This window comes from Citrobacter meridianamericanus (assembly GCF_041320245.1).
In the GTDB taxonomy this organism is placed as follows: Bacteria; Pseudomonadota; Gammaproteobacteria; order Enterobacterales; family Enterobacteriaceae; genus Citrobacter; species Citrobacter meridianamericanus.
This window is the reverse complement of sequence record NZ_CP101036.1, coordinates 4,502,820-4,525,700: the sequence shown is the minus strand read 5'-3', so window position 1 is coordinate 4,525,700 and position 22,881 is coordinate 4,502,820. Positions and strand designations below refer to the sequence as shown.

The 22,881-nt window shown below is 50.7% G+C and carries 19 protein-coding genes and 2 pseudogenes; 16 read left to right on the top strand and 5 right to left on the bottom strand.

What is annotated here, in order from left to right; genetic code table 11:
* Nucleotides 1-6: 6 nt before the first annotated feature.
* Entirely contained in the window at nucleotides 7-1,437 is a 1,431-nt protein-coding gene (locus NMD08_RS22030) for a sodium:alanine symporter family protein (RefSeq protein WP_151216686.1), read from the bottom strand.
* Nucleotides 1,438-1,711: 274 nt separating this feature from the next.
* On the opposite strand from NMD08_RS22030, the gene tal reads away from it, so the two are divergent.
* The 3 genes from tal (at nucleotide 1,712) to NMD08_RS22015 (ending at nucleotide 4,795) form a co-directional block, all read left to right on the top strand.
* Entirely contained in the window at nucleotides 1,712-2,665 is a 954-nt protein-coding gene (tal, locus tag NMD08_RS22025; protein ID WP_370619061.1) for a transaldolase, read from the top strand.
* Between the two features lie 110 nt (nucleotides 2,666-2,775).
* Nucleotides 2,776-3,363, top strand: a complete 588-nt coding sequence (mog, locus tag NMD08_RS22020; protein WP_278238272.1) for a molybdopterin adenylyltransferase — start codon at nucleotides 2,776-2,778, stop codon at nucleotides 3,361-3,363.
* 124 nt (nucleotides 3,364-3,487) lie between these two features.
* Complete coding sequence (locus tag NMD08_RS22015) at nucleotides 3,488-4,795, top strand: MFS transporter (protein ID WP_370619059.1); 1,308 nt, start codon at nucleotides 3,488-3,490, stop codon at nucleotides 4,793-4,795.
* A gap of 34 nt (nucleotides 4,796-4,829) precedes the next feature.
* On the opposite strand, the gene satP is transcribed toward NMD08_RS22015, so the two are convergent.
* The 3 genes and pseudogenes from satP to NMD08_RS22000 form a co-directional block, all read right to left on the bottom strand.
* Nucleotides 4,830-5,396 carry an acetate uptake transporter gene (satP, locus tag NMD08_RS22010; protein ID WP_187253704.1) on the bottom strand — a complete coding sequence of 189 codons (567 nt, stop codon included), beginning with the start codon at nucleotides 5,394-5,396 and terminating at the stop codon, nucleotides 4,830-4,832.
* 148 nt (nucleotides 5,397-5,544) lie between these two features.
* Nucleotides 5,545-5,731 (bottom strand): annotated as a pseudogene (locus NMD08_RS22005) (hypothetical protein); the annotation flags it as partial.
* Nucleotides 5,732-5,803: 72 nt separating this feature from the next.
* A complete protein-coding gene (locus NMD08_RS22000; RefSeq protein ID WP_151216691.1) occupies nucleotides 5,804-6,208 on the bottom strand; it encodes a DUF2541 family protein in 405 nt (134 codons plus the stop codon).
* A gap of 383 nt (nucleotides 6,209-6,591) precedes the next feature.
* Between NMD08_RS22000 and dnaK the strand changes: the two genes are divergently transcribed.
* The 8 genes from dnaK (at nucleotide 6,592) to nhaR (ending at nucleotide 17,272) form a co-directional block, all read left to right on the top strand.
* Nucleotides 6,592-8,514: a molecular chaperone DnaK gene (gene dnaK, locus NMD08_RS21995; RefSeq protein ID WP_151216692.1), complete on the top strand. Its 1,923-nt coding sequence runs from the start codon at nucleotides 6,592-6,594 to the stop codon at nucleotides 8,512-8,514.
* 87 nt (nucleotides 8,515-8,601) lie between these two features.
* On the top strand, nucleotides 8,602-9,735 hold the full coding sequence (gene dnaJ, locus NMD08_RS21990) for a molecular chaperone DnaJ (RefSeq protein ID WP_008786151.1): 1,134 nt from the start codon (nucleotides 8,602-8,604) through the stop codon (nucleotides 9,733-9,735).
* A gap of 442 nt (nucleotides 9,736-10,177) precedes the next feature.
* Nucleotides 10,178-10,942 (top strand): outer membrane protein OmpK, encoded by a 765-nt coding sequence (locus NMD08_RS21985; protein ID WP_370619057.1) that lies wholly within the window; start codon nucleotides 10,178-10,180, stop codon nucleotides 10,940-10,942.
* A gap of 20 nt (nucleotides 10,943-10,962) precedes the next feature.
* Entirely contained in the window at nucleotides 10,963-12,456 is a 1,494-nt protein-coding gene (locus tag NMD08_RS21980; protein WP_187259121.1) for a sulfatase-like hydrolase/transferase, read from the top strand.
* Between the two features lie 103 nt (nucleotides 12,457-12,559).
* Nucleotides 12,560-13,756 carry an anaerobic sulfatase maturase gene (locus NMD08_RS21975; protein ID WP_370619055.1) on the top strand — a complete coding sequence of 399 codons (1,197 nt, stop codon included), beginning with the start codon at nucleotides 12,560-12,562 and terminating at the stop codon, nucleotides 13,754-13,756.
* A 26-nt stretch (nucleotides 13,757-13,782) separates the two neighbouring features.
* Nucleotides 13,783-15,042, top strand: coding sequence for an IS1 family transposase (locus NMD08_RS21970; protein ID WP_187259119.1), 1,260 nt, complete (start codon nucleotides 13,783-13,785; stop codon nucleotides 15,040-15,042).
* A 133-nt stretch (nucleotides 15,043-15,175) separates the two neighbouring features.
* Entirely contained in the window at nucleotides 15,176-16,342 is a 1,167-nt protein-coding gene (gene nhaA / locus NMD08_RS21965) for a Na+/H+ antiporter NhaA (RefSeq protein WP_187253705.1), read from the top strand.
* A 36-nt stretch (nucleotides 16,343-16,378) separates the two neighbouring features.
* Nucleotides 16,379-17,272, top strand: a complete 894-nt coding sequence (gene nhaR / locus NMD08_RS21960) for a transcriptional activator NhaR (RefSeq protein ID WP_151216694.1) — start codon at nucleotides 16,379-16,381, stop codon at nucleotides 17,270-17,272.
* A 159-nt stretch (nucleotides 17,273-17,431) separates the two neighbouring features.
* Here the strand turns inward: nhaR and rpsT are convergent, their stop codons facing one another.
* Entirely contained in the window at nucleotides 17,432-17,695 is a 264-nt protein-coding gene (rpsT, locus tag NMD08_RS21955) for a 30S ribosomal protein S20 (RefSeq protein ID WP_038637070.1), read from the bottom strand.
* 117 nt (nucleotides 17,696-17,812) lie between these two features.
* Between rpsT and NMD08_RS21950 the strand changes: the two are divergent.
* The 5 genes and pseudogenes from NMD08_RS21950 (at nucleotide 17,813) to fkpB (ending at nucleotide 22,880) form a co-directional block, all read left to right on the top strand.
* Nucleotides 17,813-18,016 (top strand): annotated as a pseudogene (locus tag NMD08_RS21950) (DUF2575 domain-containing protein).
* A 7-nt stretch (nucleotides 18,017-18,023) separates the two neighbouring features.
* Nucleotides 18,024-18,962, top strand: a complete 939-nt coding sequence (gene ribF / locus NMD08_RS21945; protein ID WP_151216695.1) for a bifunctional riboflavin kinase/FAD synthetase — start codon at nucleotides 18,024-18,026, stop codon at nucleotides 18,960-18,962.
* A gap of 37 nt (nucleotides 18,963-18,999) precedes the next feature.
* Nucleotides 19,000-21,816 (top strand): isoleucine--tRNA ligase, encoded by a 2,817-nt coding sequence (gene ileS, locus NMD08_RS21940; RefSeq protein WP_370619053.1) that lies wholly within the window; start codon nucleotides 19,000-19,002, stop codon nucleotides 21,814-21,816.
* A complete protein-coding gene (gene lspA / locus NMD08_RS21935; protein ID WP_003018932.1) occupies nucleotides 21,816-22,313 on the top strand; it encodes a signal peptidase II in 498 nt (165 codons plus the stop codon). The genes ileS and lspA overlap by 1 nt, the downstream gene beginning before the upstream one ends.
* A gap of 117 nt (nucleotides 22,314-22,430) precedes the next feature.
* Complete coding sequence (fkpB, locus tag NMD08_RS21930; protein ID WP_003018929.1) at nucleotides 22,431-22,880, top strand: FKBP-type peptidyl-prolyl cis-trans isomerase; 450 nt, start codon at nucleotides 22,431-22,433, stop codon at nucleotides 22,878-22,880.
* Nucleotide 22,881: the final 1 nt, after the last annotated feature.

The window sequence follows — 22,881 nt, the reverse complement described above, 5'->3', positions numbered from 1 at the left end:
GCCGCGCTATCCGCGCGGCGTTTCATCCCAGCTTTCGGGGGCAAGTTGTTGTCTGATATCAGGATAACGGTGCGGATCAAATTCCGGTCGTACGCCAAGTTTACGCTGGCGCAGATAGTCGCTGGCGATGGTATGCACAACCGGAGAAAGCAGCAGAATCGCCGTCAGGTTTGTGATGGCCATACAAGCCATAATAATATCGGCCAACTGCCAGACCAGCGGAAAGCTGACAAACGTTCCGCCGATAACGGTGCAAACGGTGGCGATGCGCAATAGCCAGATGACGCGGATATTGTCCAGTTTCAGGAAGACGAGATTGTTTTCCGCATAAATGTAGTTGGCGACGATCGAGCTAAAGGCAAACAGAATCACAATAAAAGCCACATATCCTGCTCCCCACTCCCCCGCGAGCGTTACCATTGCTTTCTGGAGTAACTGGATGCCTTCCATAGGGACATAGCTGGTGCTATTGCCTGCCAACAGAATAATCATCGCGCTGGCCGTACAGACAACGAGAGTGTCGCCTAATACCCCAATCATTTGCACAATGCCTTGTGCCGCAGGATGCGGTGGCCAGGATGCGGCCGATGCGGCTGCATTCGGCGTAGATCCCATTCCGGCTTCGTTAGAAAACATGCCGCGCTGAAAACCGTTGGCAATAGCCTGGCTTAGCGTATATCCGGCCGCACCCGCTGCGGCTTCCTGCCAGCCAAAGGCGCTTTTTATAATGGTGATGATAATGTCGGGAAGCTGCTCGATATGCCACAGACAGATGATGATGCTACCTCCGACCCACAGCAGTGCCATCATCGGAACGAACCATTGCATCAGGCGAGCTACGCCTTTGATGCCACCGACGATGACAATTAATGACGTGATTGCCAGTGCGAAACCGGAGACGAGGGGAGGAATATCAAAAGCAAAAGTCAGCGCACGCGAAACGGAATTTGCCTGAACGCTGTTAAAAATCAGTCCATAGGCAATAAGTAAAAAAATGGCAAAAAGGACGCCCATCCAGCGCATGCCCAGCCCACGTGCCATATACCATGCAGGGCCACCGCGAAACTGTCCATTGCTATCGCGTTCTTTATACAGTTGGGCAAGTGAGCACTCGGCGAATGACGTTGCCATACCAATGACCGCTGAAACCCACATCCAGAAAACGGCTCCAGGGCCGCCAGCGGCGATCGCCAATGCTACGCCGGCCAGGTTCCCGCTACCGATACGCGCGGCAAGACTGGTGCACAGAGCCTGAAAGGAAGTTAAACCGCCCGGCTGCGGGCTAATGCTGTTTTTAAGACTTGTGCCAAATTGGCGAAGGTAGCGGAACTGCACGAACCCTGTACGCCAGGTGAACCAACATCCTGCGCCAAGCAGGAGGTAGATCATCACCGATCCCCAGAGTATTTCATTAATAAATGAGAAAAAATCAGGCATTAACATCCCTCTTGTTGATGCCGGTAAGCGCGAAGATTTCCGTGTAAGCGCTACCAATAATCGACCAGTATATACCTTGTCATGAGAGTGATTGCGGGAGTTTATCATAACAATCGTTATATCCCGCAATTGCGCATCACAGGCTTTGAGATGCGTAATCAGGACTGAGCGGCTGGTCGGACAATCCAGGCGGTTGCGCTGAGAGTGCGTCGTGCTATCATCAGGGAAGATCGGTTACATCCCCCTAACAAGCTGTTTAAAGAGAATCGCTATCATGACGGACAAATTGACCTCCCTTCGTCAGTTCACCACAGTAGTGGCCGACACCGGAGACATCGCGGCAATGAAGCTGTATCAGCCTCAGGATGCCACAACCAACCCTTCTCTCATTCTTAACGCAGCGCAGATCCCGGAATACCGCAAGCTGATTGATGACGCTGTAGCCTGGGCTAAGCAGCAGAGTAACGACCGCGCACAACAGGTCGTCGACGCGACCGACAAACTGGCAGTCAATATCGGTCTGGAGATCCTGAAACTGGTCCCGGGTCGTATCTCCACTGAAGTCGATGCTCGTCTGTCCTACGACACCGAAGCATCCATCGCGAAAGCAAAACGTCTGATCAAAATGTACAACGACGCTGGCATCAGCAACGATCGCATTCTGATTAAACTGGCTTCAACCTGGCAGGGCATCCGTGCCGCTGAGCAGCTGGAAAAAGAAGGCATCAACTGTAACCTGACTCTGCTGTTCTCCTTCGCGCAGGCACGTGCATGTGCAGAAGCTGGTGTATACCTGATTTCTCCGTTCGTTGGTCGTATTCTTGACTGGTACAAAGCCAACACCGACAAGAAAGAGTATGCACCGGCGGAAGATCCGGGTGTGGTTTCCGTAACGGAAATCTACGAGTACTACAAACAGCACGGTTACGAAACCGTGGTAATGGGCGCGAGCTTCCGTAACATCGGCGAAATCATTGAGCTGGCAGGCTGCGATCGTCTGACGATTGCTCCGACACTGCTGAAAGAGCTGGCGGAAAGCGAAGGCGCTATCGAACGTAAACTGTCCTTCTCCGGCGAAGTGAAAGCGCGTCCTGCACGCATCACCGAAGCTGAGTTCCTGTGGCAGCACAACCAGGATCCGATGGCTGTAGACAAACTGGCGGACGGTATCCGTAAGTTTGCTGTAGACCAGGGTAAACTGGAAAAAATGATTGGCGATCTGCTGTAATCATTTAAGCGTGGCCCGGATATGGGTCACGCTACCTCTTCTGAAACCTGTCTGTCCTTCCTTTCGCAGTGTATCATTCTGTTTAACGAGACTGTTTAAACGGAATAATCATGAATACTTTACGCATTGGCCTGGTGTCCATTTCTGACCGTGCTTCCAGCGGTGTTTACCAGGATAAAGGTATCCCGGCCCTGGAAGAGTGGCTGGCGTCTGCCCTTACCACCCCCTTTGAACTGCAAACGCGGTTGATCCCGGATGAACAGGCGATCATCGAACAGACCTTATGCGAGCTGGTTGATGAAATGAGCTGCCATCTGGTGCTGACAACTGGCGGGACGGGTCCGGCACGTCGCGACGTGACGCCTGATGCTACGCTTGCCGTCGCTGACCGTCAGATGCCAGGCTTTGGCGAACAGATGCGCCAGATAAGTCTGCACTTTGTGCCAACGGCGATCCTCTCCCGTCAGGTCGGCGTAATTCGTAAACAGGCGCTGATCCTGAATCTGCCTGGACAGCCGAAATCGATCAAAGAAACGCTGGAAGGCGTGAAAGAGGCTGACGGTAAGGTTGTCGTGCCCGGCATTTTTGCTAGTGTACCGTATTGTATACAGCTATTAGATGGACCGTATGTCGAAACCACACCGGCTGTTGTAGCATCTTTTCGTCCAAAAAGTGCAATACGCGATACAAACGCCTAAAAGTAGCCCGATCGCGGCATAAGTGCCAATGACAGTGGAGTATTGAATTGTTTACGATATAGTAATTTTTGCTTTACATATATCGACAGACAGATTCAATAACTCCACTGACTGATGGTTTGCTATGTCACAACACAATCGACCGCTGAATCGCCAGGATTATAAAACCCTAACGCTTGCTGCTCTTGGCGGTGCGCTTGAGTTTTATGATTTCATTATCTTTGTCTTCTTTGCCGCTGTTGTTGGCGAACTCTTCTTTCCTGCAGATATTCCTGAATGGCTACGTCAGGTGCAAACCTTCGGCATCTTTGCCGCCGGATATCTGGCGCGTCCACTGGGTGGCATCATCATGGCGCATTTTGGTGATCTGGTCGGGCGTAAGAAAATGTTCACGCTGAGTATTTTACTGATGGCAATACCAACGCTGGCGATTGGACTGCTGCCTGATTACGCCTCAATTGGGATCCTGGCGCCGCTGCTGTTACTGCTGATGCGCATTTTGCAGGGCGCAGCCATTGGGGGGGAAGTACCAGGTGCGTGGGTATTCGTGGCCGAACATGTACCAGAGCGTCGCATCGGCATCGCCTGCGGAACGTTGACCGCTGGGCTAACGGTGGGAATTCTGCTGGGGTCGGTGGTTGCGACGTTAGTGAACACCAGTTTTACGCAGCAAGCGGTGCATGACTATGGTTGGCGTATCCCTTTCCTGCTGGGGGGCGCGTTTGGGTTGGTGGCAATGTATCTACGCCGTTGGCTGCAGGAGACGCCCATCTTCCTCGAAATGCAGCAGCGTAAAGCGTTGGCGCAAGAGCTACCAGTGAAATCGGTGGTGAGCAAACATAAAAAAGCAGTGGTGGTGTCAATGCTACTCACCTGGCTGCTCTCTGCCGGGATTGTGGTAGTGATCCTGATGTCGCCAGTCTGGTTGCAGAAGCAATATGGCTTTGCGCCGGCGCTGACGTTACAAGCTAACAGCGTCGCCACAATTATGCTGTGCATCGGTTGTTTACTGGCGGGGTTTATTGCCGACCAGGTTGGTGCCAGCAAAACTTTTATTGTCGGTAGCCTGCTGCTGGCCTGTTCGAGCTGGTTTTTCTATCACCTGACCGGCAGTCATCCCGAATACCTGTTTGGGTTGTACGGCCTGGTAGGGTTATGCGTTGGCGTCGTGGGGGCAGTGCCTTACGTGATGGTGCGGGCGTTTCCGGCAGAAGTCCGTTTTACCGGTATTTCCTTTTCCTATAACGTCTCGTATGCCATTTTCGGTGGGCTAACACCCATCGCAGTAACGGTGTTGATGAGCGTGTCGCCAATGGCTCCGGCCTGGTATGTACTGGCGTTATCGCTGGTAGGGCTTGGTTTGGGAATTTGGCTGCGACAGGATATTTATCATCGCGATTCGAACGTACAGGCAGAGTTACAGCAGTTGTAAGAACTATCCCCCCGGAAGGGGGGATAGTATCAGATTAATGTGCTTCACCAATCGGCAGGATGGTGCGGCCAAACTGTTCGTTCAGCACTTCACCCATCGCCAGGTAAATGGCGCTTGCGCCGCACACTAAGCCAACCCATCCAGCAATGTGAATGATTGCTTCGTTACCTGCAATGTTGCCAACGGCCAGCAGGGCGAACAGCACTGTCAGGCTCAGGAACACGAACTGCAGCATGCGCGCGGCTTTCAGCGTACCGAAGAACATGAACAGAGTGAACACACCCCACAGACCCAGGTAAGCGCCCAGGAACTGACCATTGGTTGCATCCGCGAGGCCCATTTTCGGCATCAGCAGGATCGCAACCAGCGTCAGCCAGAACGAACCGTAGGAAGTAAAGGCGGTTAAACCGAAGGTGTTGCCTTTTTTATATTCCAGCAGACCGGCAAAAATTTGCGCGATACCGCCGTAGAAAATGCCCATCGCCAGAATAATAACGTCTAAAGCGAAGAAACCCGCATTATGCAGGTTAAGCAGAATGGTGGTCATGCCAAAGCCCATCAGGCCCAGCGGTGCCGGATTAGCCAACTTAGTGTTGCCCATAATTCCTCAAAATCATCATTGATTGAATGGTGAAATAGTTTCCCCGAATAACGATCACTGTCTTCGGGGCGCGGCATAATAATCAGGGGAGAGAGCACTGTCTATGATCTAACGAAGGGAAAACGAATTATTTTCCCTGTGATGGGCATCACGTTTGTGTGTGGTTGAGCATTCTGCGCAGGCAGGCGATGTGGAGTACCGCTGGGATCGTCACGCGATAGGCGCTGCCGCTTACCGCTTTAACCTCGTTTTAGGCCGCCAAGTCCGGCTCCGCGCAGTAATCCGTGCCCGATTACGCCGACGGCGGCGTGGGTTCGCAGAATTTTGGTTAACTCTCTATCAGCTTTTAGCTTCATCAAATAGGTGACATTCATGTTTCTGAGGCATCTGAATAAAAGTATGGCGAATTAGTCGTCGCCGATGATTTTCAGCGTCGCCATATCAGAAGAGTTCACCGTATGACCGGAGAAGGTTATTTTTTTCACGCAGCGCTTATTGTCGTTGTCGCTATTGATGTTGATCCAATTGGTTGTTTGCCCTTCTTTGATGGAGGAAGGCACGTTCAGACTCTGGCTGGACATGTGGGCAGCCTTGAAGTAAACCGATGCACCACTGAGCTGTAAATCACCATGATCGGCCGTCAGTTGAATACGTTTCACCACGCGGCAAACGGGTAGTTTCAGCGTCAGATCGGTGGTTTCATTACGGGGCATGGCGATCACACCGAGGACTTTATGATCGTTAGCGTGTGCGGCGCTGCTCAGCAGCAGGCCCATAAGCAGGCTGGCGGAAAGGGTTAATACGGATTTCATGGAATTTCTCTTTGACGGCTGTAAAAGTGTGTCGTTTCAGACCATCTTACCGCTGTCAGAATCATGATTCATGCTTGTAATATTTTCTTTTTATTACAATTTTTATGTGAATGGCTGTGCTGAATTTATCTGTTTTATGAATTAGTTTTGATTTGAGACTATTCATTTTTTAATCTTTTAGCCTTTTTTCTGCGATTTTATTGCCACAAGGCTAAAAAAAATTTTCATGCCCCCCTTGATGACGTGGGTTACGACCCCATCTTGTAAGCAACCGCAGTGGTGAGTCTGAAAAAAAACGATTCAGGGTAGTTGAAACCGCACGTTTCGCCCTTATTACAGATTCACAACCACATGATGACCGAATTTTTAGTGGAGACGTTTAGATGGGTAAAATTATTGGTATCGACCTGGGTACTACCAACTCTTGTGTAGCGATTATGGATGGCACTACTGCACGTGTGCTGGAGAACGCCGAGGGCGATCGCACCACGCCTTCTATCATTGCTTATACCCAGGATGGTGAAACTCTGGTTGGTCAGCCGGCTAAACGTCAGGCAGTGACAAACCCGCAAAACACCCTGTTTGCGATTAAACGCCTGATTGGCCGCCGCTTCCAGGACGAAGAAGTACAGCGTGATGAAGCCATCATGCCGTACAAAATCATCGGTGCTGACAACGGTGATGCATGGATTGACGTTAAAGGTCAGAAACTGGCACCGCCGCAGATTTCTGCTGAAGTGCTGAAAAAAATGAAGAAAACGGCTGAAGATTACCTGGGTGAACCAGTAACTGAAGCTGTTATCACCGTACCTGCATACTTTAACGATGCTCAGCGTCAGGCAACCAAAGATGCTGGCCGTATCGCAGGTCTGGAAGTAAAACGTATCATCAACGAACCAACCGCAGCTGCGCTGGCTTACGGTCTGGATAAAGAAGTCGGCAACCGTACTATCGCGGTATATGACCTCGGTGGTGGTACTTTCGATATCTCTATTATCGAAATCGACGAAGTTGACGGCGAAAAAACCTTCGAAGTTCTGGCAACCAACGGTGATACCCACCTGGGTGGTGAAGACTTCGACAGCCGTATGATCAACTACCTGGTTGACGAGTTTAAGAAAGATCAGGGTATCGACCTGCGTAATGACCCGCTGGCGATGCAGCGTCTGAAAGAAGCTGCAGAAAAAGCGAAGATCGAGCTGTCCTCTGCGCAGCAGACCGACGTGAACCTGCCGTACATCACTGCAGACGCGACTGGTCCTAAACACATGAACATCAAAGTGACCCGTGCGAAACTGGAAAGCCTGGTTGAAGACCTGGTTAACCGTTCTATCGAGCCACTGAAAGTTGCTCTGCAGGATGCTGGCCTGTCCGTATCTGATATCAACGACGTTATCCTCGTTGGTGGTCAGACGCGTATGCCGATGGTGCAGAAGAAAGTCGCTGAGTTCTTCGGTAAAGAGCCGCGTAAAGATGTTAACCCGGACGAAGCCGTAGCAATCGGTGCAGCTGTTCAGGGTGGTGTATTGACCGGTGATGTTAAAGACGTGCTGCTGCTGGACGTTACCCCGCTGTCTCTGGGTATCGAAACCATGGGTGGCGTAATGACTCCGCTGATCGCGAAGAACACCACCATCCCGACCAAGCACAGCCAGGTGTTCTCTACCGCTGAAGACAACCAGTCTGCGGTAACCATCCATGTGCTGCAGGGTGAACGTAAACGTGCTGCTGATAACAAAGATCTGGGTCAGTTTAACCTGGATGGTATCAGTCCGGCTCCGCGCGGTATGCCGCAGATCGAAGTTACTTTTGACATCGATGCCGACGGTATTCTGCACGTTTCCGCGAAAGACAAAAACAGCGGTAAAGAGCAGAAGATCACCATCAAGGCTTCTTCTGGTCTGAACGAAGAAGAAATTCAGAAAATGGTTCGCGAAGCAGAAGCGAACGCAGAATCTGACCGTAAGTTTGAAGAGCTGGTTCAGACCCGTAACCAGGCTGATCATCTGCTGCACAGCACTCGCAAGCAGGTTGAAGAAGCAGGCGACAAACTGCCGGCTGACGACAAAACTGCCATCGAGTCTGCACTGACCGCGCTGGAAACTTCTCTGAAAGGCGAAGACAAAGCGGATATCGAAGCGAAGATGCAGGCGCTGGCACAGGTTTCCCAGAAACTGATGGAAATCGCTCAGCAGCAGCACGCCCAGCAGCAGGCTGGTGCAGCAGGCGCTGATGCTTCTGCAAACAACGCGAAAGATGACGACGTTGTCGACGCTGAGTTTGAAGAAGTGAAAGACAAAAAATAATCGCCCTGATGCAGGGTAGTTAATCGGCACGGGCGTAGAGGTTTCCTCTTCGCCCGTGCTCGTATGTTAAGGGGCTTAAAAAAACCAATGGCAAAGCAAGACTATTACGAGATTTTAGGCGTTTCCAAATCAGCGGAAGAGCGTGAAATCAAGAAGGCCTACAAGCGCCTGGCCATGAAATATCACCCGGACCGCAATCAGGGTGATAAAGAGGCCGAAGCCAAGTTTAAAGAGATCAAAGAAGCGTACGAGATCCTGACCGATGCGCAAAAACGTGCGGCTTACGATCAGTACGGCCATGCAGCGTTTGAGCAAGGTGGTATGGGCGGCGGCGGCGGTTTTGGCGGCGGGGCAGACTTCAGCGATATCTTTGGTGACGTGTTTGGCGATATCTTTGGCGGCGGTCGTGGTCGTCAGCGCGCCTCACGTGGGGCTGATTTACGTTACAACATGGATCTCACTCTGGAAGAAGCCGTGCGTGGCGTCACCAAAGAGATCCGCATCCCTACGCTGGAAGAGTGTGACGTCTGCCACGGCAGTGGCGCGAAGGCGGGCACACAACCGCAGACCTGTCCAACCTGTCACGGTTCCGGTCAGGTGCAGATGCGCCAGGGTTTCTTCGCCGTACAGCAGACATGTCCACACTGTCAGGGTCGCGGTACGCTGATCAAAGACCCGTGCAACAAATGCCACGGGCATGGTCGCGTTGAGAAGAGCAAAACGCTGTCTGTTAAGATCCCTGCAGGGGTTGATACCGGCGACCGTATTCGTTTAGCGGGTGAAGGCGAAGCCGGTGAGCATGGCGCGCCAGCGGGTGATTTGTACGTGCAGGTGCAGGTAAAACAGCACCCAATTTTCGAACGTGAAGGCAATAACCTGTACTGCGAAGTGCCGATTAACTTTGCGATGGCAGCCCTGGGCGGTGAGATTGAAGTCCCGACGCTGGACGGTCGCGTGAAGTTAAAAATTCCGGGTGAAACGCAGACCGGTAAACTGTTCCGCATGCGTGGTAAAGGCGTTAAGTCTGTACGCGGCGGCGCACAGGGCGATCTGCTGTGCCGTGTGGTTGTTGAAACCCCGGTTGGCCTCAACGACAAGCAGAAACAGCTGCTGAAAGACCTGCAGGATAGCTTTGGTGGTCCTACCGGCGAGCAAAACAGCCCGCGTTCCAAAAGCTTCTTCGACGGCGTGAAGAAATTCTTTGACGATCTGACGCGCTAAAATAAAAGTAGAGAAAAGGCCATTTCAGCGATGAGATGGCTTTTTTTTACCTGGCAGACGGATATCCAGACCCTTACTGGCAGCGGACATATTATCCCAATCTTGTTGGGATAGTATGATGTGTGGATCAGTTCTACGGTTTTAGAACTAACATCTTTTTTTTGTTATTCACAGCTGCATACCTGGTTGATGTGATTGTTTTAACATCAATAAATAATCGTGGCCAACCTAATTCAAAAGGCAACTACAGTCATATTTCTGGCAAAATAATTACTTATCTCCTCTCAAGCAACATATTCTGACACACTACCAGTAATAACGATTCACCTTCCTTGATGTGAGATTTACATCACTATCCTGTCATTATATTTCATTATTATTCGTCACCGCGGGAATACAATATTCATTGATGGATTAATTATAATTATGGGGAATACATTCAATGCCTCGGATAAAAAATGGACTATTAGCTTGTCTTATACTTATAGTGCCTTCTCTTTTTAGCCATGCAGCACAAGCTCTGGAGTATAAAAATTCTTTTGGGTCGATTAATGCCGGTTATGCCGACTGGAATAGCGGGTTCGTCAATGTACACCGTGGCGAGGTTTGGAAAGCAACAGCTGATTTTGGTGTCAATTTCCGAGAAGCCGAGTTCTATTCATTTATTGAAAATAATGTTTTAAATCATGCTGTTGCCGGTCGAAATCATACGGTGTCGGCGATGACCCATGTGCTTTTTTTTGATTCTGATTATACCTTCTTTGGCAAGATTTATGGCCAGTGGGATAACTCCTGGGGCGACGATCTGGATATGTTTTATGGGCTGGGTTATCTCGGCTGGAGCGGAGATTGGGGGTTTTTAAAACCCTATATAGGTTTGCATAACCAATCTGGTGATTATGTATCACAACGATATGGACAAACCAGCGGCTGGAATGGCTACGTTATTGGCTGGACTGCGGCTTACAATTTTACTTTATTTGGTGAGAAATTTGTTTTGTCTGACTGGAATGAAATTGAGCTTGATAGGAATGATGCTTATGCGGAACAGCAATTTGGCCGGAATGGATTAAATGGCGGATTAACACTGGCCTGGAAATTTTATCCACGATGGAAAGCTACGGTAACGTATCGTTATTTTGAAAACAAATTGGGGTATGACGGTTACGGGGACCAGATGATTTATATGATTGGGTATTCATTTTAAATAAAACCAAAGGATCGGAAATGAAAAAAACAGTCGTGGCGAGTTTGGTTGGACTAGCATTATGTGCCGGGAGCACATTACAAACAACATATGCAGCTTCAGCGAAACAGCCTAATTTAGTGATTATTATGGCTGATGATTTGGGCTATGGCGATCTCGCGACTTATGGTCATCAAATCGTCAAAACGCCTAATATCGACAAGCTGGCGCAGGAAGGGGTGAAATTTACCGACTACTATGCGCCCGCGCCGCTGTGCTCTCCTTCTCGTGCTGGTTTATTAACGGGACGTATGCCATTCCGTACAGGGATCCGTTCCTGGATCCCTGAAGGCAAAGATGTCGCGTTGGGACGGAATGAACTGACGATTGCCAACCTGTTAAAGCAACAGGGGTATGACACGGCGATGATGGGGAAATTGCACCTGAATGCCGGTGGCGATCGCACCGATCAACCGCAGGCGAAGGACATGGGTTTTGACTACACCCTGGTAAACCCGTCGGGATTCGTCACGGATGCTACACTTGATAACGCAAAAGAACGTCCCCGCTATGGCATGGTGCATCCCACTGGCTGGATCCGTAATGGACAGCATATTGGTCGTGCGGACACCATGAGCGGCGAGCTTGTCAGTTCTGAAGTCGTCAACTGGCTGGATAACAAGAAAGACGACAAACCGTTCTTCTTATATGTCGCGTTCACGGAAGTTCACAGCCCGCTGGCCTCGCCGAAAAAGTACCTCGACATGTATTCGCAATATATGAGCGCTTACCAGAAACAGCATCCGGATCTGTTTTATGGCGACTGGGCGGATAAGCCGTGGCGCGGAACGGGTGAATACTACGCGAACATCAGCTATATGGATGCTCAGGTTGGTAAAGTAATGGATAAGATCAAGGCAATGGGTGAAGAAGATAACACCATTGTCATTTTCACCAGTGATAACGGCCCAGTGACACGCGAGGCTCGCAAAGTATATGAACTGAATCTGGCGGGTGAAACGGATGGGCTTCGCGGTCGTAAAGATAACCTTTGGGAAGGCGGTATCCGTGTTCCGGCAATCATCAAGTACGGTAAACATATTCCGCAGGGGATGGTAACGGATACGCCAGTTTATGGCCTTGATTGGGTGCCGACGTTAGCAAACATGATGAATTTTAAACTGCCAGCAGATCGTACCTACGATGGGCAGTCTCTGGTTCCATTACTGGAACAGAAAACGTTAGCACGTCAGAAACCACTCATCTTTGGCATTGATATGCCGTTCCAGGACGATCCAACTGACGAATGGGCGCTCCGTGATGGCGACTGGAAGATGATTATCGATCGTGAAAATAAACCGAAATACCTCTACAACCTGAAAAAAGATCGCTTTGAAACCATTAACCAGATTGGGAAACAACCTGAAATCGAGAAACAACTGTATGGCAAGTTCCTGAAATATAAACAGGACATTGACAACGATTCGCTGATGAAAGCTCGCGGTGACAAGCCAACGCCAGTCACCTGGGGCTAACTGAAAAATTATAAGAAACATAAGGTATGCCACTTAGGGCTATGCCCGCCTGGTTCAGTATTTTTATGCTGAGCCGGGTTCTTTTATTTATGGAGCTATCGCGATGCAGACAAAAAGTTGTCAGGTCATGATTAAACCGACTGGCTCGGTATGTAATCTGGACTGTAAATACTGTTTTTATCTGGAAAAGGAGATGCTTTATCCGGATAGAAAAGCGAATTACAGAATGTCAGATGACATGCTTGAGTTATTCATCAAACAGCATATTGCCGCGCAGGATGTGAATGACGTGATTTTTGCGTGGCAGGGGGGAGAACCTACGCTGATGGGGCTGGCATTTTATCGGCGAGCGCTAGCATTGCAGCAGCGTTATTCTGGCAGTAAAACGATTATAAATACCTTCCAGACTAACGGTATATTGATTGACGACGAATGGGCTATTTTTTTTAAGCAGCATGCCTTCCTGGTGGGAGTTTCTATTGATGGTGATGCCGCGTTACATGATGAATGGCGGGTTACTCGTTCGGGTAAACCGACGCATGGAAAAGTTGAACAGGCCGTTAAATGCCTGGTACGTCACTGTGTAGAATTTAATACGCTGACGGTGGTGAATAGCACGAATATGAATCACCCGGTGCGAGTATATGACTATCTGAAAAGCATTGGCAGTCGCTATATGCAATTTATTCCGCTCATCGAAAGAAGCGCTGAAGAGGGCGGTATTGGTCTGGCACAGCCTGAAGACGAACAAACGAGAATGATGCCGTGGTCGGTTGATTCATTGCAATTTGGCCATTTCCTCAACGCTATTTTTGACGTCTGGGTCCGTAACGATATTGGCGATATCGGCATACAAATGTTTGAGCAGACACTCGCGGCGTGGTGTAGGTTACCGCCACAGGTCTGCGTGTTTGCGCCAACCTGCGGTAGTGCATTCGCAATGGAAATGAACGGTGATGTGTATAACTGCGATCACTTTGTGTATCCAAAATATAAGTTGGGGAACATTCAAGATTCGCCGCTGCGCGCGATGAACAATAGCGAAAAAAACCGGCAGTTTGGCGAGGATAAGCGACGCACAATGGCACAAGAATGTGACTCCTGCTCATGGCAGTTCGCCTGTTATGGCGGTTGTCCTAAGCACCGTTTTTTGCCGTCAATATCAGGTAAAAGAAATCACAACTATTTGTGCGCGGGATATAAGGCGTTTTTTTCACATACCGCAATGACGATGAATGCCATGAAAACACTCTACGAAAATGGTTTTTCACCTGTAGAGATAAAATCAGTATTTGCTTGAACGTATCGTATTCGCAGGGAGTGAATATGTTTTCTTGGATTAATGTCGATAGTTGTAAAACGCCTGGTTGCAAAAATGTGGGCATATTGAACAGCCCGGATTACCAAAACCAAGGGAAAAATATACTATGCCGGGCTTGCGGTTTTCTCTTCCCCGTTATTTCGGAACGATCGCTCAACCGTTTTCGTCAGTCGGTCAATCAGGCCTGGAAAGGATTGATTAAATCCTGCCCCAATTGCGGTGGGATTTCACTCAAAAAGTACGGTTTTTCCGCGCAAGGAGAACCGCGTATTTACTGTCAGCGCTGCCATAAAACATTTATTTCTCCTGCCATGCAGAAAACAGATGCACGTCAGGATTATCTCGCCACGCTGATTCAGGAAGGTGCGACACTGGCGGATATTCGCACCGCGCTCATGCTGGATAGCACCGGGTTGAATCGGGAGTTACAGAAGCTCTCTCGCAGTGCAAATCTGGCTGAACGCGAATTTACCTTTCCTACGTTTGATATCGCCATGAGCACGCGCGCCTTTCGGATCAAATTTAACGGTGGTGATAATTTTCTGTATGCGCTGGTCACCGCAGAAGAAAATACCGGTCGAATTGTTGCCGTGACCACAAATTACTCGGCTCATCCCGTAGAAGCCGAGTATCAGTATCATTCTGACTATGAAGAACGCCTGCCTCCCGGTACGCTGGCGCATATTGTGCAACGTAAAGAAGTGATAACGATGCGGCGGGAGACGCTTTTTGATGTGGATTACGGCCCCGCAATATTGCACAAAAATGATCCTGGGATGTTAGTTAAACCCGTTTTACCAGCTTATCGCCATTTCGAGTTAGTTAAAATGCTCACGGATGAACGCTCTCTCAATATTCAGCATTATCTCGATCAGGAATGCTTTATCCTGGGAGGATGCATGATGGCGAATATACAGCATGTTCAGCAAGGGCGTTGCCATATTGCTTTTGTGAGAGAGCGCGGAGAATCAGCACCGCAAAAAGATATCCCGCCAAGACTGTTCCTGAGTGGCGGTATCCGTAATAACGTTTGGCGAACATTCTCCACGCGTGACTACGCGCTGGCAGTGTGTAACCTGACGCAGAACCGAAAAACGAGTATGCAGCGCAGCGCCACGCTTGCGAGTGCGACCCGTTTTATCCATTTTATCGATACACATCCTTTTCTGGCACACCTCAACCGTATGTCTCCGGCAAATGTGACGGCAACGCTTGACCATCTCAGATACGCGTTTAATGGGAGGCATCACGCCGATGCAGACTAACTAATCCTGTGTTCTCTCATTAGATAATGCTCGGGAAATACGATCTATTCATCATAAATAATCTAATTTTAACGAGCTTTCTGAGGGTGTAAGATAGTAATTACGAAGTATTCACCCAATAGAGAGAATAAAAGTGAAACATCTGCACCGTTTTTTTAGTAGCGACGCCTCGGGAGGTATCATTCTGATCATCGCTGCCGCAGTCGCTATGATGATGGCAAATATCGGGGTTACCAGTGGATGGTACCACGCCTTTCTGGAAACACCTGTCCAACTGCGGGTTGGCGCGCTTGAGATCAACAAAAATATGCTGCTGTGGATCAACGACGCGTTGATGGCGGTGTTTTTCCTGTTGATTGGTCTGGAAGTGAAGCGTGAGTTAATGCAGGGTTCGCTTGCCAGCCTGCGTCAGGCGGCGTTTCCGATCATTGCCGCGATCGGGGGCATGATTGTCCCGGCGTTGCTGTATCTGGCATTCAACTATGCCGACCCTATCACTCGTGAAGGATGGGCAATTCCGGCAGCAACGGATATCGCTTTTGCATTAGGCGTGTTGGCGCTGTTGGGCAGTCGTGTTCCGCTGGCGTTGAAAATCTTCCTGATGGCGCTGGCGATTATCGATGACCTCGGCGCCATCGTGATCATCGCGTTGTTCTACACCAGCGATCTCTCTTTGTTGTCTCTGGGCGTCGCCGCGTGCGCAATTCTCGTCCTGGCGGCATTGAATCTGTGTGGTGTGAGACGTACCGGTATTTATATTCTGGTTGGCGTCGTGTTGTGGACGGCAGTGCTGAAGTCCGGCGTGCATGCCACTCTGGCAGGGGTGATCGTCGGTTTCTTTATTCCGTTGAAGGAAAAACATGGGCGTTCACCCGCGAAGCGATTGGAGCATGTCCTGCATCCGTGGGTGGCCTATCTGATCCTGCCGCTGTTTGCTTTTGCTAATGCGGGTGTTTCACTGCAGGGCGTGACGATGGACGGGTTGACCTCCATCCTGCCGCTGGGGATTATTGCCGGCCTGCTTATCGGTAAGCCACTGGGGATCAGCCTGTTCTGCTGGCTGGCATTACGGCTCAAGGTAGCGCAGCTGCCTGAAGGTACGAATTTCCAGCAAATTATGGCGGTCGGTATTCTGTGCGGCATTGGCTTTACGATGTCGATTTTCATCGCCAGCCTGGCGTTTGGTAACGTTGATCCAGAGCTGATTAACTGGGCAAAACTGGGGATCCTGATCGGCTCTCTGCTGTCGGCAGTTATCGGTTATAGCTGGCTGCGTACCCGGTTGAATACGTCAGCCTGAGCAGATAACTCTTGGTGACAATTTCAGGGAGAGAGTATGTCTCATATAAATTACAACCACCTGTATTACTTCTGGCATGTGTATAAAGAAGGATCGGTGGTAGGTGCCGCAGAAGCGCTTTATCTGACACCACAAACTATTACCGGGCAGATCAAAGCGCTTGAGGAACGCTTACAAGGGAAGTTGTTTAAGCGTAAGGGGCGCGGGCTGGAACCCAGTGAACTGGGGGAATTAGTCTTTCGGTATGCAGACAAAATGTTCACCTTAAGCCAGGAAATGCTGGATATCGTGAACTATCGCAAAGAGTCGAATTTGCTGTTTGATGTCGGTGTGGCGGATGCATTGTCCAAACAACTGGTCAGCAGCGTGCTGGATGCCGCGGTGGTTGAGAATGAGCAAATCCACCTGCGTTGTTTTGAATCAACGCACGAGATGCTGCTGGAGCAACTCAGCCAGCATAAGCTGGACATGATCATTTCCGATTGTCCGATCGACTCAACGCAGCAGGAAGGGCTGTTCTCGGTGCGGATAGGCGAATGCAGCGTGAGTTTTTGGTGTACCAAGCCGCTGCCTGAGAAACCGTTTCCGGCCTGTCTGGAAGAGCGTCGATTGCTGATCCCTGGACGTCGTTCGATGCTCGGACGTAAGCTGTTGAACTGGATTAACTCACAAGGACTGAACGTTGAAATCCTTGGCGAGTTTGATGACGCCGCGCTGATGAAAGCGTTTGGCGCAACGCATAACGCTATTTTCGTTGCGCCTACGCTGTATTCGCATAATTTCTATGCTGATGATTCTATTGTTGAAATTGGACGTGTAGAGAATGTGATGGAGGAGTATCACGCCATATTTGCGGAGAGGATGATCCAGCATCCGGCTGTGCAGCGTATTTGTAATGCGGACTACTCGACATTATTTAAGCCGCAGTAATCAAGAAAGCCGTCATGATTCCGGCTGCGGTATGTTCCCGCAGCCGGAATCATTCTACATCTGCGGATCGCGGTTGCCTTCGAAGTTGGTTGCACAAACAACAGGCATAAAAAAACCCGCTTTCGCGGGTTTTTTCACAAAGCGACAACAGACGGGCGATTAAGCCAGTTTGTTGATCTGTGCAGTCAGGTTTGCTTTATGACGTGCAGCTTTGTTTTTGTGGATCAGACCTTTAGCAGCCTGACGGTCCACGAGTGGTTGCATTTCGTTAAATGCTTTCAGTGCAGTAGCTTTGTCGCCAGCTTCAATAGCTGCGTATACTTTCTTGATGAAAGTACGCATCATAGAGCGACGGCTAGCGTTGTGCTTGCGGGCCTTTTCAGACTGAACGGCGCGCTTCTTAGCTGATTTGATATTAGCCAAGGTCCAACTCCCAAATGTGTTCTATATGGACAATTCAAAGGCCGAGGAATATGCCCTTTTAGCCTTCTTTTGTCAATGGATTTGTGCAAATAAGCGCCGTTTAAATTCCAGCACTCGTTGCGTAGTGATGGCGCAGGATTCTACCAGCTTGCGTGGCGTGAATACAGCTTTTCCACGAGAAAAATTGCATTGGTGTGCCCGTGAAGGGCGTCAATTTGATTCATAACAATGAAAACCATCCTCTTTCTGTTTCGTAGAAACAATCGCCGGTTAACGTTGACCGCGGTACAGGGTATACTTTCACGATTTTCACTGTTTTGAGCCAGACATGAAGCTGATACGAGGCATACATAATCTCAGTCAGGCCCCGCATGGGTGTGTGCTGACTATTGGTAATTTCGACGGCGTGCACCGGGGCCACCGTGCGTTACTGCAGGGGTTACGGGAAGAAGGGCGCAAGCGCAATTTACCGGTAATGGTGATGATTTTCGAGCCGCAGCCGCTGGAGCTGTTTGCGACAGACAAGTCGCCTGCGCGCCTTACTCGTCTGCGGGAAAAACTGCGTTATCTGGCGGAATGTGGCGTGGATTACGTACTGTGCGTGCGTTTTGACAGGCGTTTTGCCGCATTAACGGCGCAGACCTTTATCAGCGATCTGCTGGTTAATCGCCTTGGTGTACAATTTCTTGCCGTTGGTGATGATTTCCGCTTTGGCGCTAGCCGTGCGGGCGATTTCTTGTTATTACAGGAAGCGGGCGCTGAGTATGGTTTTGATATCACCAGCACCCAAACCTTCTGTGAGGGCGGTGTGCGCATCAGCAGCACCGCGGTCCGTCAGGCACTGGCAGAAGATAACCTGCAACTGGCCGAAAGTCTGCTTGGGCATCCTTTTACTATCTCAGGACGTGTAGTTCATGGTGACGAGTTAGGGCGCACGATCGGTTTTCCGACGGCAAACTTACCGCTTCGTCGCCAGGTTTCTCCAGTGAAAGGGGTTTATGCGGTTGAAGTGATGGGACTGGGTGACAAACCTTTCCCCGGCGTCGCCAACATCGGCACCCGTCCGACGGTAGCAGGCGTACGCCAACAGTTGGAAGTGCATCTGTTGGATGTTGTAATGGACCTGTATGGTCGCCATATAGATGTAGTGCTGCGTAAAAAAATACGCAGCGAACAGCGATTTGCCTCGCTGGATGAACTAAAAGCGCAGATTGCGCGTGATGAGTTGACTGCCCGCGAATTTTTTGGGCTAACAAAACCGGCTTAATGCCTATACGAGTTTTAAATACGGAACCGAGAATCTGATGAGTGACTATAAATCAACCCTGAATTTGCCGGAAACAGGGTTCCCGATGCGCGGCGATCTCGCCAAGCGTGAACCGGGAATGCTGGCGCGTTGGACTGATGATGACCTGTACGGCATCATTCGTGCGGCCAAAAAAGGCAAAAAAACCTTCATTCTGCATGATGGCCCTCCTTATGCGAATGGCAGCATTCATATTGGTCACTCGGTTAACAAGATTCTGAAAGACATTATCGTGAAGTCCAAAGGACTCACGGGCTATGACTCGCCGTACGTTCCGGGCTGGGACTGCCACGGTCTGCCTATCGAGCTCAAAGTAGAGCAGGAATATGGCAAGCCGGGCGAGAAGTTCACCGCCGCTGAGTTCCGCGCCAAGTGCCGTGAATACGCCGCTACGCAGGTTGACGGACAGCGTAAAGACTTTATCCGTCTTGGCGTGCTGGGCGACTGGTCACATCCGTACCTGACCATGGACTTCAAAACTGAAGCCAACATCATTCGCGCGCTGGGTAAGATCATCGGTAACGGTCATCTGCATAAAGGTGCGAAGCCGGTTCACTGGTGCGTTGACTGCCGTTCCGCGCTGGCGGAAGCGGAAGTTGAGTATTACGACAAAACCTCCCCGTCCATCGACGTGGCGTTCCACGCTGTCGATCAGGATGCGGTGAAAGCGAAATTTGGCGTTTCTGACGTCAACGGCCCGATCTCACTGGTTATCTGGACTACCACCCCGTGGACGTTACCAGCGAACCGCGCAATCTCCCTGGCACCTGATTTTGACTATGCGCTGGTACAGATTGACGGTCAGGCCGTGATTCTGGCGAAAGATCTGGTTGAAAGCGTCATGCAGCGTATTGGCGCGGCTGAATACACCATTCTCGGCACCGTGAAAGGCGCTGAGCTGGAACTGCTGCGCTTTACCCACCCGTTTATGGGTTTTGACGTGCCGGCGATCCTGGGCGATCACGTGACGCTGGATGCGGGTACCGGGGCGGTACATACCGCGCCTGGCCACGGCCCGGACGACTATATCATCGGTCAAAAATACGGTCTGGAAGTGGCGAACCCGGTGGGTCCGGATGGCGCTTACCTGGCGGGAACCTACCCGACCCTGGACGGTGTGAACGTTTTTAAAGCCAACGATATTGTTGTCGCTCTGCTGAGCGAAAAAGGCGCGCTGCTGCACGTTGAAAAAATGCAGCACAGCTACCCATGCTGCTGGCGCCACAAATCGCCGATCATCTTCCGTGCAACGCCGCAGTGGTTTGTTAGCATGGATCAGAAAGGCCTGCGCGCGCAGTCGCTAAAAGAGATCAAAGGCGTGCAGTGGATCCCGGACTGGGGCCAGGCGCGTATTGAATCGATGGTTGCCAACCGTCCTGACTGGTGTATCTCCCGTCAGCGTACGTGGGGTGTGCCGATGTCTCTGTTTGTCCACAAAGACACCGAAGAACTGCATCCGCGCGCTATCGAACTGATGGAAGAAGTGGCCAAACGCGTTGAAGTTGACGGCATCCAGGCGTGGTGGGATCTCGATCCGAAAGATATTCTCGGCGACGAAGCTGACCAGTATGTCAAAGTCCCGGATACGCTGGACGTATGGTTCGATTCTGGTTCAACCCACTCATCCGTCGTAGACGTGCGTCCTGAGTTTGCAGGGCATGCGGCAGATATGTATCTGGAAGGTTCTGACCAGCATCGCGGCTGGTTCATGTCATCTCTGATGATCTCCACCGCCATGAAAGGCAAAGCGCCATACCGTCAGGTACTGACCCACGGTTTCACCGTTGATGGGCAGGGGCGCAAAATGTCCAAGTCTATCGGCAATACCGTTTCTCCGCAGGACGTGATGAACAAACTGGGCGCGGATATTCTGCGTCTATGGGTCGCTTCAACCGACTACACCGGCGAAATGGCCGTTTCTGACGAAATCCTGAAACGTGCTGCCGACAGCTATCGTCGTATCCGTAACACCGCGCGCTTCCTGCTGGCGAACCTGAACGGGTTCGATCCGGTAAAAGATATGGTGAAACCGGAAGATATGGTGGTGCTGGATCGCTGGGCGGTAGGTTGCGCGCAAGCGGCGCAGGAAGAGATCCTGAAAGCTTACGAAGCCTATGACTTCCACGAAGTGGTACAGCGCCTGATGCGCTTCTGCTCCGTAGAAATGGGTTCGTTCTACCTCGACATCATTAAAGACCGCCAGTACACCGCGAAAGCCGACAGTGTGGCGCGTCGTAGCTGCCAGACCGCGCTGTTCCATATTGCAGAAGCCCTGGTTCGCTGGATGGCGCCGATCATGTCCTTCACCGCAGATGAAATCTGGGGTTACCTGCCAGGCGAGCGTGAGAAGTACGTCTTTACCGGTGAGTGGTATGAAGGCCTGTTTGGCTTAGGCGAAACCGAAGCGATGAACGATGCCTACTGGGACGAACTGCTGAAAGTGCGTGGCGAAGTGAACAAGGTCATCGAGCAGGCGCGTGCGGATAAGAAAGTCGGCGGTTCTCTGGAAGCGGCAGTGACCCTGTACGCTGAACCTGAACTGGCGGCGAAACTGACCGCATTGGGCGAAGAGTTGCGCTTTGTTCTGCTGACCTCTGGTGCGACGGTTGCGGATTTTGCAGCGGCTCCTGCTGATGCTCAGCAGAGCGAACTGCTCAAAGGTCTGAAAATCGTACTGAGCAAAGCCGAAGGTGAGAAATGTCCGCGCTGCTGGCATTACACTACCGACGTCGGCCAGGTGGCGGAACATGCAGATATCTGCGGACGCTGTGTCAGCAACATCGCCGGTGATGGCGAACAACGTAAGTTTGCCTGATGAGTAAGCCTCTTTGTTCAACAGGACTACGCTGGCTGTGGCTGGTGGTAGTCGTGCTGATTATCGATTTAGGCAGCAAATACCTGATCCTCCAGAACTTTGCTCTGGGGGATACGGTGTCGCTGTTTCCATCGCTTAATCTGCACTATGCGCGTAACTATGGCGCGGCGTTTAGCTTCTTAGCTGACAGCGGTGGCTGGCAACGTTGGTTCTTTGCCGGTATCGCTATCGGAATTTGTGTCATTCTGATGGTGATGATGTATCGCTCAAAGGCGACGCAGAAGCTAAATAACATCGCGTATGCGTTAATCATTGGCGGTGCGCTGGGCAATCTGTTTGATCGCCTGTGGCACGGTTTCGTGGTTGATATGATTGACTTTTACGTTGGTGACTGGCATTTCGCGACATTCAACCTTGCCGATACGGCGATCTGTATCGGTGCGGCATTGATTGTTCTGGAAGGCTTCTTACCGTCGAAAGAGAAAAAAGCCGCATAAAAAAATGCCGGATGGCGCTATGCTAATCCGGCCGACAATTTACTGCGATCCTTGTAGGCCCGGTAAGCGTAGCGCCACCGGGCAGACAGGCGGCAGCAATTTTAAAGAGCAACCTGCATGTCTAAATCAGTACAGAGTAACAGTGCGGTGCTGGTGCACTTCACCCTTAAGCTCGACGATGGCTCCACCGCAGAGTCAACCCGCAATAACGGCAAGCCTGCGCTGTTTCGCCTGGGCGACGGTTCTCTGTCTGAAGGGCTGGAGCAACATCTGCTGGGGCTAAAAGAAGGCGATAAAACCACTTTTGCTCTGGAGCCGGATGCCGCCTTTGGCGTGTCAAGTCCGGACTTAATTCAGTATTTCTCGCGTCGGGAATTTATGGACGCGGGTGAGCCAGAAATTGGCGCTATCATGCTCTTTACCGCAATGGACGGCAGTGAGATGCCAGGCGTGATCCGCGAAATCAATGGTGACTCGATCACGGTCGATTTCAACCATCCGCTGGCTGGGCATACCGTTCATTTTGATATTGAAGTGCTGGAAGTCGAACCGGCACTGGAGGCGTAAA